A 14,185-nucleotide genomic window follows, 5' to 3' on the forward strand; every position below is an offset into this window, starting at 1 on the left:
GCAATTTCTTTTCTTCTTTCGTTGCTCTTTGTAGTCATACTCCGTTGGATAAGTGAATTTACTACTATAAGAGCTCAACGTTTGGTTCTGAATGACTCAGAGCCTAAGAAGTGAAAAAGGGAGGAAGACATTTTGTTTCATCCAACTCAAGCACTACATGAATTGCAAATTAGAAAAGCTAATCTCACTCAACATAAAAATGTAGAACATACCATACATGGTCTTAAAATAGGATTGATTTCTAATTTAAATGATTATCATACGTTAGAACAGCTTGGTTCTCTTACTTTTTCCATGGGCTACTTGGAAGATGCCAAGTTTTACTACTCAAAAGCGTTAGCAATAGCTCAGCCAACACAAGTGACCGAATTGTATCATGAGTTGTTTTTAATCGAGACAGCCATGCAACTGAAGTATGATGATTTTGTGGTAGATCGTCCCACGCATTTTTTGGATCATTTTATTCGCTATCTGTATGAGTGCTCCACTCAAAATCATGTTTTTAACCTAGATATTGATTGGATTTCATACCTAGGAGTTGCCATAACAGATAGAGCGTTCATTGATACGAACACGGAAATGAGACAATTCTTTGACCATGTAGATGGCCTGCTATACTTGTATGATCGTCTGAGTAATGACGATTCACGAAATGTGCTGATCAATGTCATTGCACTTCGAATTTGGGGGGGCAAAAGAGTAAAGTCAGTTCTGAATGACTCTGCATATTGGAGGAGAAGGAGCTTAATCCTCGGTTTGTCACAACCAAATGATGTCATTTACAACAATCATTGGGCTCTGCCCTTATATGATCTTAGTAAGATGGGGTATCCTATCAGTTTATATTCTATGAATGTAGTGATTAGCAATACTTTTATGGAGAAGCAGTATGAGTATGTAGGATCCAACCATCGCATAAAAGCTCAAGCTGGAGATGTGGTAATAGATGCTGGTGGTTGTTGGGGTGATACAGCTCTTTACTTTGCTCACGAAGTAGGAGAGGACGGTCAGGTCTATTCTTTTGAATTTATCCCATCTAATATAAATACGATGAAGAAGAATTTAGATTTGAATCCCCATCTGAGAGATAGGGTTACGATTATTGAACAGCCCGTTTGGAATACATCTGACCAATTATGCTATTATTTAGATAATGGACCTGCCAGTACCGTATCCAATACGAAGATAGAAGGTGGGACTGGAGAAACCGTAACTTTGTCTATTGATGACTTAGTTATACGAAATGATATCAAAAAGGTAGATTTTATTAAGATGGATGTTGAATGTGCTGAGATGAAAGCTTTACAAGGTGCTGTGAAGGCAATTACGAAATTTAAACCCACTCTCGCGATTGCGGTTTACCATCATATGGCTGATTTTGGTGATATATGTCGGTTTATTTCGGAACTCAATCTAGGATATCAGTTCTTTTTAGGGCATTATACGATTACGAGAGAAGAAACCGTATTGTTTGCTGTCACAGAGTAACAAGTTTCTAGTAGTGTTCACTCTGTCTTTCTATTTTCGATTCTCTCAAGTTGGGTGGGGGATGTATGTCAGGAGCGAAAAAAAGACGCCTTGCGGTGATTGATACATACTTTCCATGGAAATTAAGTGGTTTTCGCTATTGGGAGAGTTATGAAATTCTGAAGCATAGGCCAGATACATTATTTTTTGCATCACAGTTGAATGTCGATGAGTTTCCAGCAAAAGTATTTCCTTTTTCTCAATTTCAACAAGTGGCTGAGGAAGAAGGTATCACTGACGTATATTGTGTTTTTCTGAATTTGACCTTGAGCCTACTAGGTCACCCCATAGCACCTGGATCGAATGCTTCGTTGAATATCAGATCGTTTTTGGATCAGAATAACATCAAATTGCATTCAACCTTGTATCCTGGAGGAGGATTGAATCCTTCTACACCAAATGAGCATATCCTCCTTGCTGCAGAGGGATGCGAGACGGTATTTTCTAATATTAGAGAAGTTTTAGATATTGTGGCTAAATCGAAACTGGTTACAGCAGCGATAAACACAGATTACTATTCGTACTTACCTAAGGCAGAAACATTACCAATAGAGCTTGTTTTTTGTGCATATAATGCTCCTAGAAAAGGGTTTGATATGCTGGTTGAAGCTTTTAATCAACTGGATTTGAATTTTCATCTTCATCTAATTGGCGATTGGGACAATCAGCTATATAAACTCCAAAATCCAAATTACACTTTCTATGGTCCTTTGAATCCTACCGATCTACTACCCATCTATCGAAAATCTCATGTGGTTATTAATTGTAGCATTCCGGATGGAGAGGCGCTTGATGGTTTTCCGACGACTGCGGCATCAGATGCTATGGCTACAGGATGCTTATTAATTACTACAAATCCACGTAACGATACATATTTTATACAGCCTAATGCTGATTATTTAAGGGTGTCTAGCTCTCAAGAAATTGTGAATTTCCTCAATTGGATCAAAGCAGACTTATCATCAGCACTACAGATTGGCATTAGTGGGGCGAAGAAAATACATGAATCCTATAGTTGTCGGGCAAATGTTTCGAAAAAGTTAGCTTATATATTTGGTTCTGGTGAAAGTGAGCAAAATGAAAAATATCTAGAAAGACCTCTTAACCAAGGCATCTAAACAGACATAAAAATAAATCTTTCCACGTCATCTATACCTCTACACGTTGACTTCAACCGTTTTTTGGATAAAATAATGACGAGAAGGTAGACGTGTAGTTGTATCGTTTACCTACATTGGAAGGATGTGTCCAGATTGAGCGACAACCTCACTCTTGAGCAAATTAGAGAAACAGCTATGGTCGATTTAGCATACATAGCTTTAGGACAAAATAATGGTCAACCGCTACTCTATCGTGATTTGATCGAATATGTATCAAAGACCAAGGGATTTACAGAAGAAGATGTCACTCAATACATCGCCCAATTCTACACTGATTTAAACGTAGATGGACGCTTTGTATGTGTAGGTCGTAGCTTGTGGGGACTACGTGAATGGTATCCAACTGATCAAGCGACTGATTCTGCGATCGCGAGTAACATTCTGGACGATGATGACTTTGGTGATGAGATATACGAAGATGAAAGTGATGACTTCGCTCCAGAGCCGATTGAAGAAGATCCATTGTACACCGTTGGTGCGGAAGACGCAGATGAGCCAGACGATGATACAGCGGACGGCTTTACGGAGGAAGACTTAGATGGGGAAGAGGACGAAGACGAGGATGATGACTTAGACCTCGAAGATGAAGACGAGCTCTAAGAACGTTTTCGTAGATACCCAAAGATGGATGAACCGACATTACCATAGCAATCGGAATGTCGGTTTTTTATTGCCTAAAAAATAAAATGATATTTTTGACTAATGAGTTTATTGACAACTGTATTGAGTTTGGTTAGAATATTTTCTGGGCTCATTAAAAATGGGTACACAATAATGACGAAATCAACCGAGCGCCTCTATTTATTTAGGGGCGCTTTTTCTATGTTTTTTGGAAGAATGTTTTTTAAAAAGGGAATACTTTCTTATATAGGAGGCAAATGGAGATGAAAACGAAATTTGTGTTTGTAACGGGTGGAGTCGTTTCTTCGTTAGGAAAAGGGATTACCGCTTCTGCATTAGGGCGGTTGCTGAAAAATCGTGGCCTAAAAGTAACGATTCAAAAGTTTGATCCATACTTAAATATCGATCCAGGTACCATGTCCCCTTATCAACATGGTGAAGTCTTTGTAACGGATGATGGGGCAGAGACGGACCTAGACTTGGGGCACTATGAGCGCTTTATTGACATAAATCTGAGCCAGAACAGCAACGTCACCACAGGTAAAATTTATCAATCGGTCATTAAGAAAGAACGCCGTGGCGATTATCTGGGAGGTACGGTACAAGTAATCCCTCACATAACCAATGAAATCAAAGATCGTGTATTTCGTGCAGCTCGTGAAACTCAACCGGATGTCGTGATCACCGAGATTGGGGGAACCGTTGGCGATATCGAGAGCCTTCCTTTTCTAGAAGCCATTCGCCAAATTAAAAGTGATGTAGGTCGCGAGCATGTGATGTACATCCACTGTACCTTGGTTCCGATGCTACGTGCGAGTGGAGAGCTGAAAACGAAGCCAACCCAGCACAGTGTAAAAGAACTGCGTAGTATCGGGATTCAGCCAAATATCATCGTAACGCGTACAGAGTATCCATTGACCGAATCCATGAAGCGTAAAATCGCTCTCTTCTGCGATATCGATCGCGATGCAGTCATCGAAGCGCGCGATGCAGAAACATTGTATGAAATCCCGCTGATGATGCAACAAGAAGGCTTAGATGAGATCGTGGTCAAACACTTTGGTTTCGATGTACCAGAAGCGGACATGAAAGATTGGACTGCATTGGTACAAAAAGTGAAAAACTTGAAGCGCCGAACCAAAATCGCGATCGTGGGGAAATATGTTTCCTTACAAGATGCGTATATGAGTGTCGCCGAATCATTGCGCCACGCGGGCTTTGAAAATGATGCCGAGATCGAGATCAAATGGGTAAACTCCGAAGATGTAACGGATGAAAATGTGACAGAGTTCCTAGAAGAAGTAGATGGAATCCTCGTTCCAGGCGGCTTTGGAGATCGTGGAATCGAAGGTAAAATCATCGCTACTCGCTTCGCACGTGAGCAAAAAATTCCGTTCCTCGGGATTTGCTTGGGTATGCAAATGATGTGTGTAGAAGGCGCTCGGAATGTTGCAGGTCTCCCGTCCGCTGACAGCTCTGAATTTGATCCAAGCACCCCATATCCAGTGATTGACCTACTGCCTGAACAAAAAGAAGTAGAAGATCTAGGTGGCACATTACGTCTAGGCTTGTACCCTTGTAAAGTAAGCACAGGCACACTGGCCCATAAAGCATACGGGGAAGACCTCGTCTATGAGCGTCATCGCCATCGTTACGAGTTTAACAATGAATTCCGTGAACAGATGGAGCAAGCAGGATACGTATTCTCTGGAACCTCCCCAGACGGTCGTCTTGTCGAGATAGTAGAATACAAAGACCACCCATGGTTTCTGTCCGCCCAGTTCCACCCAGAGTTCACCTCCCGCCCCAACCGCCCACAACCCCTATTCCGTGACTTCGTAGCTGCAACATTGCATGTGAAAAAGTCGAGTGGAGTAGAGGTATAAGATAATAAAAATGGACGTCTCCACATTCATGGGAAACGTCCATTTTTTATTGAATACTAAAGCTTTATTTATTGTTTCGGAGTTGGATTGGTTACAGCCCAATCTTTCACGGTATCCGTATCAACTGTCGGATCGATTCGGGAAATAGATTTCCCTTTTCCTGCTGCAATGTTCCAATCTGGTGCTTTTTCATAAGCGACAAAGTCGAGCATATTCCCTGACTTGTCTTTCAGTGTAAGCTGGTCGCCGTTGTTATTAAGCGATAGTTTCATTCCGGCTATATCAGGTTGCATCTCAAATCGTGCTTGAAATCCGGCTTGGTTTCGAGCGATTACGATTCGCTTTCCGGGCGCTATGGTTGTGCCTGAGGGGATTTTGTAGGTGGCTATATCGTCGGAAAGGGTGTAGTCACTCATGTCGAGTGTTTGATTGCTATGATTATATAACTCTACATATTCTTCCACCGCATCGTTGCCGGCGGTATCATAATGGACTTCAGAGATACGGAGCTTTCCTTTTCCTTCGTCTGGATCAGGTTTCTTGGCCCCGTCCGTAAAATCCCATAAAAAAACATCCTTATAGAAGCCTGCTACCTCCGCATTTTCGACAATGACACCCGCCTCTCGATTGTTTTCTGGACTATTCCGCGACCAGTTAATGCTGGATACAAGTACTTTTTGATCGGCGATAATCCCTTTGTTATGAATTTTATCTACGTGCAAGGCGGACTGATTAAAGAGCTTTGCTTCCATATCGAGCTTTTCGCGAGCTGCGATTTCATTGATGTATTGGATCGTATATTGATTATCTCGTGGGTCAGAAGCGTCTAGAAAAGAACCATCGAGTACAACGCGCACTTTTACCCCACGCCTCGCCGCATTGATCATCTCTTCCAGATAGATATTGGGTGTTGATTCAGGGGACCCCGTTTTGGTATCGCCCCAGTGCTTATGGATATAGAGTTGTTCCACAAATAACTCAGATTTCGCATTGCGTAGCATCCCTAGAATCGCTTTTTCCTGTAGCATTGTTGAGTCCGGAGCAAATATAGGCGTTACAGTAAAAGCACCACTTATATTCTTCGCAGGGAAGGGAGATGGATAATTGCCAGTTGGATTACCTGTATCGGGAACGAAGCCTGCCGCGGGTTCTCCATACTTGGTGCCGGGAGTATAAGGAAAACTATCTCGGAAAGACGGGTTCCAATCTTCTTCAAACACTTTTTCTACATAAGAAGCAAAGTCTGGGTTTTGGATGATGATTCCCCAACCGCGATTCCCATATGTATTGGTTGTAGGAACACCCGTACTCTTCCAATTCTCGCTTTGCATTAACACACGGGAACCATCCACAATGGCATATTTGGCATGATTAAAGCGATACCGTTTATACCGTTCATTGGTCGTATCGCTGATGATAAAGCGTACTTGTCCGCCTGCATTTGTGATTTGTTGCGCTACATATTTCGATTGATCAAGGAGTCCCCCTACAGGTTGTCCTTCTAGGAAGACGCGCACTTTTACCCCACGTGCTATCGCTTTTTTCATCGGTTCTAGCAAATAGGTATTTTGAAACTCGTAGACATTTAAATCAATCGTTTTTTGGGCACTATTTAGATATTTTTCCAATGTGCTAAAACTACTATCCGGGGAAGTATAAGGAGTTACGGTTCCATTAAACGTAAAGCTGGCTAAGTCAAAACGCGATTGCCCCGCTTGGTAGACACGGAGTTGATCGAAGTCGGCACGGGTATTGGTATCTTCCCACATTCCAGTAGACTCTGTGCGATCCCGTACGGTCACGACCCCAGATGGTTTAGTCGGGATCTTCTCTCCTGACCAGCCAGTTCCGTTGTAGGACGAATTACCATACACAACAGCATCCACAACGGTATTCCCGTTTTGTAGGAGGACTTCTCCACCACTATTGGTCAGAGCCCCGATACTCGAACTCATCTGCGGAGTGCTCGTGCTACTATCTGCTCCATATTCAAAATCAGGGGTGATCGTTACAAACTCTTGCAGAAACTTACTCGCATTTCGGGTGATATACAACGTTTGATTCGGGGAAATGGAGGTACCACTCGGAAAGGACATACTACTTTTTCCACTAGTGAGTCGCCAGCCCGCGATGTTCAACGAAGCGCGAGTCGGATTTGTCACCGCGATGTATTCTTCTGGCTCATTAGGAAGATTGGTGTCCACATATACTTCTGTGATCAAGACATGATCCACAGGAGAGGCTTGGACAACCGACGAACTGGGAAATACCACACTAATCAACATAACAACAGACGCAAACAGAATAGATAACTTTTTCATAGATGGTTCCCTTCTATGATGGAATTGGATTACTACGATATCATATAATTTATGCATTAATGTGTAAATATTAATTACTATCTGTTAAGTTAAAATAATGTAAAAATATTTTTGGTGTATGATGGTGGATTACTCTAAAAGGCAATAAAGAGGATGAATCTATTTCAATTCACAAATAGATTCATCCTCTAACTATGCTTACTGGTATATCAATTACTTCTAAGAGATTTCATAACAGTACTTTACAAAACCGTGCTACGACTTCTCAAATAAGGAATGATCTTTAAATAAAATGGCACAAATACGATGGATACTAAAATTCCTTTTATCACGTTAAAAGGCGTAATAATATTGAGGATAAAGGTGGTTTTCTCTGTTGGATCGGTAATCGCCGCATAAAGTGGTAGGAAGACAAAGAAATTAGCAATCGCCATAAAGAGCGTCATCATGATGGTAGCGGCGATAAAGCCATATATAAAGCCCTTCCAGCCCTGAAATTTACGGTAAATGACGGAGATGACAGAGATAAAGATGCTTCCAGCTAGGAAGTTAGCTGTGACTCCGACAATCTCCCCTCCTGCAAACATCAGGTGAAAAGCATTCTTGATAAATTCGACCACGATGCCCCCTAAAGGACCGAAGAGAATGGCTCCTACGAGAGCGGGAAGCTCACTGAAGTCTACCTTGAGAAAGGGTGGTATAGTAGGAATTGGAAAACTAATGTTTTCGATTAAAAAGGAGATCACACCTAATAGCGCGAGTAAAACCATCTTGGTTACTTTGCTTTTCTGTTGCATCAGAACAACACTCCTCTAGTGATTTGTGAATTCTGATGACAACCGTACGAATCATGGCAATAAAAAACCGAAGCAAAAAGGAGTGCGGTATCTCCTAGCTTCGGGGGTTGTGTGTACGCCAAATACGAACTACAGGATTTTCATAAACTTAAAGTAAAAGTTATACCCAAAAAAGCCCGTAGATACGCTGTTTTTTAACAGTCGTACGAGTTATCATCCTTCTCCCATCCAGACTATACTGTCGGCCCCGGAGTTTCACCGAGTCAACCGCTATAAGCGGGTCACGGGCTGAGGTAGTGTATACTACCATCACCGTCGGTCGGGAATTGCACCCTGCCCCGAAGGATCTATGAAATCTATTCACTTTTCCATACTATATAAATATAAAATGTTACAGAGGATAGGTCAACTTACTTATATTTAAAATCATAATAAAAAAATCTGGAACTAACACATTGACATATCGAGAAATCGTGATATGATTAAGTTATGGAACCAATTGAGATCTTTAAAGCCCTAGCAAATGAATCAAGGTTGCAGATTTTACACTGGCTGAAGGAGCCCGATCGTCATTTTATGCCCCCTGAAGGGATCGATATGAATATAACAGGGGTATGTGTTAGTCAGATAACAGATAAATTGAACATGACACAATCGACTGCTTCCCAATATCTCGCCATCCTGTTACGAGCAGGTCTTATCAAGGCAGCTCGAATCGGAAAGTATACGTATTACAAAAGAGATGAGGAAACCTTTGTAAAAATTGCTGATATGATGAAAACAGAGATCTAATCATAGAACTGTATGATCATACGAAAGCCCAGTTTCATACCGTTATAAAAATAGACATCTTTGGATGTAGGTGTCTATTTTTTCAATAAAACAAATCTACATATCGCGATTTGTTGTTATAAATACCTCAATATGTAAAAGATAAGGAAGTAGATCATATGTCTAACACTTGGAAGATTTATATTTTAGCTTTAGCCAGCTTTTTAGTAGGAACCTCAGAGTATGTGATTTCAGGAACTTTGGATAAGATTGCTCATACACTTGGGATCACCATAGGCGCTGCGGGTCAGTTAATTACGATCTTTTCCCTTGTATATGCGATTTTCACCCCTATTTCGATGGCATTGACAGCCAGTATGGATAGACGGAAATTAATGATGTATGCCCTCGGTTTGTTTGTGGTAGGGAATATCATAGCGTATACACTACCTGGATATAGATGGTTTCTGGTAGCTCGGATCATTATGGCACTAGGAGCAGGTATCGTGGTTGTGAATGCATTAAGCATTGCAGCTAAAATCGCACCAGAAGGAAAGAGAGCTAGCGCAATTGCTACGGTTGTTATGGGATTCACAGCTTCTCTCATTATCGGAGTTCCCATTGGTAGAACGGTGGCAGCGGCATTTGGTTGGAAGTCTGTATTTGGTGGAATTGCCTTATTGGGATTGCTCATCATGTTGGTTTTATACTTGATTCTTCCTCAGATCAAAGGGGATAAGCCTGTACCTTTATTGAAACAACTTGCTCTTTTTAAGAATCCCAAAATTGTAATGGGATTATCGATCACCTTTTTCTCGATAGGCGGATATGCGATTGCCTTTACGTATTTGTCACCATACCTTCTTCGGGTTTCTGGGATCAGTGAGAGCATGATGAGTGGAATTTTACTTATGTTTGGTATCGCAAGTTTGATAGGATCAAAATTCGGCGGATTTAGCACAGATCGCTGGGGAGTTTCTTCTACATTGATTGGTGGCATGACCTTACACATCATGATGTTAATCTTGCTCTCAGTTGTAACAGGCTCTTATATTGGCGTGATGATCATTCTGATACTATGGTCGTTCGCTGCATGGACCACAGGCCCAACCCAACAATATAACCTAGCTACTCTAGAGCCAGAAGCATCTACTGTATTGCTTGGTATTAATCAGTCTATGATGCAACTAGCTATGGCTGTGGGAGCAGGAGTGGGAGGCATTTTCGTTGATAAGGTTTCCTTGTCTTCGGTTACTTGGATCGGTGCATTAGGGGTTTCCATTGCGATGATTGTCACGTTCATGTTATTCAGTAAACAGAAGGCATCGAATTTAAAAGAGGTAACTTAATGATATGGATTGAATAGGTTCACTGTCATTCCATTCGTATTGAACAGAAAAGAAAGCCTTGTTCCTCATGAAAGTTGAGAAACGGGGCTTTTATACTGTAGGTCCCTTATATGGCGTTTTTTACAACTAGGTTATTGCGAATTAGCCAGTGGTGGAGAATTGAGCACAGAGAAAAACATCTGTCACTGGGCGCATTTCGTTATTTGTGAGGGTTTGTTTCTTAGCAAGGCTGTTGAAGTCATTTGGGTGATCAAGGGCCGGAGAGTCTATTCGATACCTGCTCAGATACCGATCCTGCAAGGAAGTAGGGATGTCCGCTTCGCAATCCTCCGCTAGGGCAGGTGCAAAACTCGCAAAGTACGCTCAAACATGTTGCACCAAAAGCGCCCTATGCTACGGATTGCTTAGCTAAGTAGGATCGCTAACATCGCAAGGATCGAATAGACTCTTCTTTCCCTTCGCCCCAATTCGATCATCAACAGGCTTGTAAGAAGGTGTTATGAGAGGTTTAGTTGATAGTTTAAAATGTCATTTGGAAGTCTCGAGAATTTATACGCAAAGGTTATTGAATTAGCTTGATTAAATATGTGTCTAGAAGATTTTAAGGATTTTCGTCACTCTCTTTTACAATAGTCTCTTGATCTATTGATTTAGGAAGCCAGTAAAAGTGGAATAGGGGCAATGTGTCTGACCACTGCGAGGTTTGTGAGCCTACCTAGCGCAGTCCTTCGTAGCAAGGGCGTTTTGTGGCAATGTTTGAGCGTTCTTTGCGAGTTTTGCCACTTGCCCGAAGCGGAGAATGACGGAGCGGACTTTCTTTTCCACATCTTCGCTGGCTCACTATTTGAGCTGTGGTCAGATACATGCCCCGGGACACATTATTCCAGAAAAGCCCAGTACTTGTTTTTTTCTAAAGTAGATCGTATCATCTCTTATTCTGGATCGTTTCAATCACCAGTATTTGGTCCTTTTTCAAAGTAGATCCCGAATTTTTCATTCACTAACTAACAGCTCCTATTCACCCCGTGTTGCTTGATAAGCAGATAACGCAGTATAGATCGTTTCAAGCGTAGGTGCTTCCATTTGCTCCGGTTTTACCCGTAACAGATACCCATGAAAATGGTCTGTCTCAATCGGTTGTCCCTTTTCAATATCACGAGACATCGATGATTTCATACTCTCATGTAAGTGTAGAGATCTCTTCATGACTTGTTGATAAACCTCGTCAAAATCAAGCTGTGGCTCTTGAGATTGGGCGATCTGGATGACCTCTTGTGCAAGGCTTCGATACGTCTGCTCGCCAGTAGGTGTATTCCAGATGGTACCGATGCTACTGCGAGTAAGTGATGTCATGCCACTCATGGTTGAGATAAACACATATTTCTTCCATACATCTAGCCCGATCTGCGAGCTTTGTGTCACATTACAACTAACCCCTGCAAATAGTTCTGCCATCCGGTCCATTCGTTCACTCGCTTGTCCAGACCATTCTCCATAGACCAGATCATGAAACGGGCTGTATTGTTCAATATGTCCTTCCGCATTTACCGTAGATTCGATAACACAAAGTCCTCCTAATACCTTCTCTTTTCCATAACGCTCCCGTAGAAGAGGGAAGTGGGCAAAGCCATTTAATAACGGGAGGATGGCTGTGTTAGATGATACATAAGGATCCAAAGAGGATAATACATCTGTTAAGTGATATGCCTTTACAGATAAAATAATGAGATCAAAAGGTCCTGCCGATTGACCGTATGTAATCGTAGGCACGGCTAATTTAGCATCACCGTGAACACTTTGAATGATTAATCCCTCGCGGTTCAACTGTTCTTGTCGTTTTGGACGAACGAGAAATGTAACATCCGCCCCTTTTTCAAATAATCTTCCTCCGAAATAGCCACCTACTGCGCCTGCTCCAACTACGAGAACTCGCATAATTTCCTTCCTCCTCAAGCATTTTTCTCTATAGTAACACTTATCCATAAAATGATGAGAAAAAGAAAGTCGCTAAAAAGAAGGAAAAGGTCTTGTGAAAACGAATTTAAGTACACGTAGGTAATGGACCAAAGGAAACCGGAGGATAGTGAATGGAATGCAAAAAAGTACTCGTTGTGGATGACCAATACGGAATCCGAATCTTAGTCAAAGAAGTCTTTTCCAAATATCCATTACAGGTACTTCAAGCAGCCAATGGAATGCAGGCACTTGAAATTGTGCAGAGTGAGCGTCCGGATTTGATATTATTAGATATGAAAATGCCGGGCATGGATGGGTTAGAGATTTTACGTCGACTAAAAAAGATGGATGAAACATTAAAAGTAATTATGATGACGGCCTATGGAGAGTTAGATATGGTAGAGAAAGCTACCCATTTAGGCGCGTTGGCTCATTTTACAAAGCCGTTTGATATTCAGGACCTATGTAACGAAGTTATTCGTCAACTAGCATCATGAATGAAAGTCAGGAGGAATAGACGTGGAAGTGAAAATTCGATTACGTATGAGCCAAGCGGATGCTCATTATGGTGGAGATTTAGTGGATGGTGCAAGAATGTTAGCTTTGTTTGGAGATGTAGCGACAGAGCTACTGATCCGAAATGATGGAGATGAAGGCTTGTTTGTGGCTTATGATGAAGTAGTATTTACGGGTCCAGTCTATGCTGGCGATTACATAGAGGCAGTAGGAAGGATTACGAAAGTCGGGAATACATCTAGAAAAATGAGCTTTGAAGCGTATAAAGTGATCGAAGCAAGTCGTGATCCAGAGTGTCCTTATAAAGCATTTGTATTAGAAGAGCCAAAACTGGTTACCAAAGCATCTGGCACCTGTGTGGTACCTCCTAGGTAAAACAAGGGCCTTTTTTTGCATTGAAAAAAGAATAAAATATTTCACATATCGTAGGAGAGTATATTTATGCAAAAGCTAATCATTACAGTCGCTCTAGTCGGTGCAGAGGTTCGTAAGGAAGATACGCCGCATCTGCCAATCATGCCAGATGAAATGGCAGAGCAGGCACAAGAAGTGTATGAAGCAGGTGCCTCCATCGTTCACATCCATGCAAGGGATCTGGAGGGTAATTCGACACAAGATAGGGAAATATATAGGGAGATCATCGCGAAAATTAGAGAACGATGCCCGATTATCATTCAAGTATCTACAGGTGGAGCGGTGGGCATGACAGATGATGAACGAATCCAGCCTATAAGCCTGAAGCCAGAGATGGCTACCTTAACGACAGGAACGGTTAATTTTGGCGAAGAGGTGTTTATGAACTCAGCCACACAGATACGCCGTTTTGCGTTAGAGATGAAGGAAAATGGGGTTCGTCCAGAGTTTGAGATTTTTGATACCGGAATGATTGAAAACGCTTACAAATTAGTTCGAGATGGCTATGTTCGTGGACACCTACATTATGATTTTGTGATGGGAGTTCCAGGGGCGATGCCTGCAACACCGGAACAGTTGCTTTTTGTGAGGAAACAGATCCCAGAAGGAGCGACGTGGACCGTTGCTGGGATTGGTCGTGCACAGTTGCCAATGTCGACCATGGCCATTTTATTAGGGGGTCATGTTCGGGTTGGTTTAGAGGATAATATCTATTATAGAAAAGGTGAATTAGCGACAAATCGACAATTGGTGGAGAGAGTGGTGCGGATTTCCCGGGAAATAGGTCGGGAAATTGCGACTCCTGACGAGGCGAGGAAGATCCTGCAAATTTCATGATCCCTCTCGCAGAAGAAGGGCACTTCTGCT

12 protein-coding genes and 1 riboswitch are annotated in these 14,185 nt (G+C 41.9%); of the genes, 9 read left to right on the plus strand and 3 right to left on the minus strand.

Going from position 1 to position 14,185, the window contains the following annotated elements:
* The first annotated feature begins 132 nt into the window (after nt 1-132).
* The 4 genes from J2Z48_RS12490 to pyrG all read left to right on the plus strand — a co-directional run bounded on the left by J2Z48_RS12490 (nt 133) and on the right by pyrG (nt 5,194).
* Nucleotides 133-1,488, plus strand: a complete 1,356-nt coding sequence (locus J2Z48_RS12490; protein ID WP_307254003.1) for an FkbM family methyltransferase — start codon at nt 133-135, stop codon at nt 1,486-1,488.
* Nucleotides 1,489-1,553: 65 nt separating this feature from the next.
* Nucleotides 1,554-2,645, plus strand: coding sequence for a glycosyltransferase (locus J2Z48_RS12495; protein WP_307254006.1), 1,092 nt, complete (start codon nt 1,554-1,556; stop codon nt 2,643-2,645).
* Nucleotides 2,646-2,780: 135 nt separating this feature from the next.
* Complete coding sequence (gene rpoE / locus J2Z48_RS12500; protein WP_307254008.1) at nt 2,781-3,287, plus strand: DNA-directed RNA polymerase subunit delta; 507 nt, start codon at nt 2,781-2,783, stop codon at nt 3,285-3,287.
* Between the two features lie 284 nt (nt 3,288-3,571).
* The gene (gene pyrG, locus J2Z48_RS12505; protein WP_307254011.1) at nt 3,572-5,194 is read left to right on the plus strand and encodes a CTP synthase; all 1,623 of its coding nucleotides are present in this window, start codon (nt 3,572-3,574) and stop codon (nt 5,192-5,194) included.
* A 68-nt stretch (nt 5,195-5,262) separates the two neighbouring features.
* Here pyrG and J2Z48_RS12510 read toward each other — a convergent pair whose 3' ends face one another.
* Both J2Z48_RS12510 and J2Z48_RS12515 read right to left on the minus strand, forming a co-directional pair.
* Nucleotides 5,263-7,515 (minus strand): lamin tail domain-containing protein, encoded by a 2,253-nt coding sequence (locus J2Z48_RS12510; protein ID WP_307254012.1) that lies wholly within the window; start codon nt 7,513-7,515, stop codon nt 5,263-5,265.
* A gap of 242 nt (nt 7,516-7,757) precedes the next feature.
* Nucleotides 7,758-8,312: an ECF transporter S component gene (locus tag J2Z48_RS12515; RefSeq protein WP_307254014.1), complete on the minus strand. Its 555-nt coding sequence runs from the start codon at nt 8,310-8,312 to the stop codon at nt 7,758-7,760.
* 212 nt (nt 8,313-8,524) lie between these two features.
* Nucleotides 8,525-8,662, minus strand: a riboswitch (FMN riboswitch).
* Nucleotides 8,663-8,801: 139 nt separating this feature from the next.
* Between J2Z48_RS12515 and J2Z48_RS12520 the strand changes: the two genes are divergently transcribed.
* Together J2Z48_RS12520 and J2Z48_RS12525 are read left to right on the plus strand one after the other, a co-directional pair.
* Nucleotides 8,802-9,104, plus strand: coding sequence for an ArsR/SmtB family transcription factor (locus J2Z48_RS12520; RefSeq protein WP_307254017.1), 303 nt, complete (start codon nt 8,802-8,804; stop codon nt 9,102-9,104).
* A gap of 158 nt (nt 9,105-9,262) precedes the next feature.
* Nucleotides 9,263-10,432, plus strand: a complete 1,170-nt coding sequence (locus J2Z48_RS12525) for an MFS transporter (protein ID WP_307254019.1) — start codon at nt 9,263-9,265, stop codon at nt 10,430-10,432.
* 1,014 nt (nt 10,433-11,446) lie between these two features.
* Here the strand turns inward: J2Z48_RS12525 and J2Z48_RS12530 are convergent.
* Nucleotides 11,447-12,367: a ketopantoate reductase family protein gene (locus tag J2Z48_RS12530; protein ID WP_307254021.1), complete on the minus strand. Its 921-nt coding sequence runs from the start codon at nt 12,365-12,367 to the stop codon at nt 11,447-11,449.
* 152 nt (nt 12,368-12,519) lie between these two features.
* Between J2Z48_RS12530 and J2Z48_RS12535 the strand changes: the two genes are divergently transcribed.
* From J2Z48_RS12535 to kce, 3 genes are all read left to right on the plus strand, one after another.
* On the plus strand, nt 12,520-12,885 hold the full coding sequence (locus J2Z48_RS12535; RefSeq protein ID WP_072335176.1) for a response regulator: 366 nt from the start codon (nt 12,520-12,522) through the stop codon (nt 12,883-12,885).
* A 22-nt stretch (nt 12,886-12,907) separates the two neighbouring features.
* Nucleotides 12,908-13,279 carry a 3-aminobutyryl-CoA ammonia lyase gene (kal, locus tag J2Z48_RS12540; protein ID WP_307254023.1) on the plus strand — a complete coding sequence of 124 codons (372 nt, stop codon included), beginning with the start codon at nt 12,908-12,910 and terminating at the stop codon, nt 13,277-13,279.
* A 66-nt stretch (nt 13,280-13,345) separates the two neighbouring features.
* Complete coding sequence (gene kce, locus J2Z48_RS12545; protein WP_307254024.1) at nt 13,346-14,155, plus strand: 3-keto-5-aminohexanoate cleavage enzyme; 810 nt, start codon at nt 13,346-13,348, stop codon at nt 14,153-14,155.
* Nucleotides 14,156-14,185 lie beyond the last annotated feature (30 nt).

It is taken from the genome of Croceifilum oryzae (genome assembly GCF_030814315.1).
In the GTDB taxonomy this organism is placed as follows: domain Bacteria; phylum Bacillota; class Bacilli; order Thermoactinomycetales; family Thermoactinomycetaceae; genus Baia; species Baia oryzae.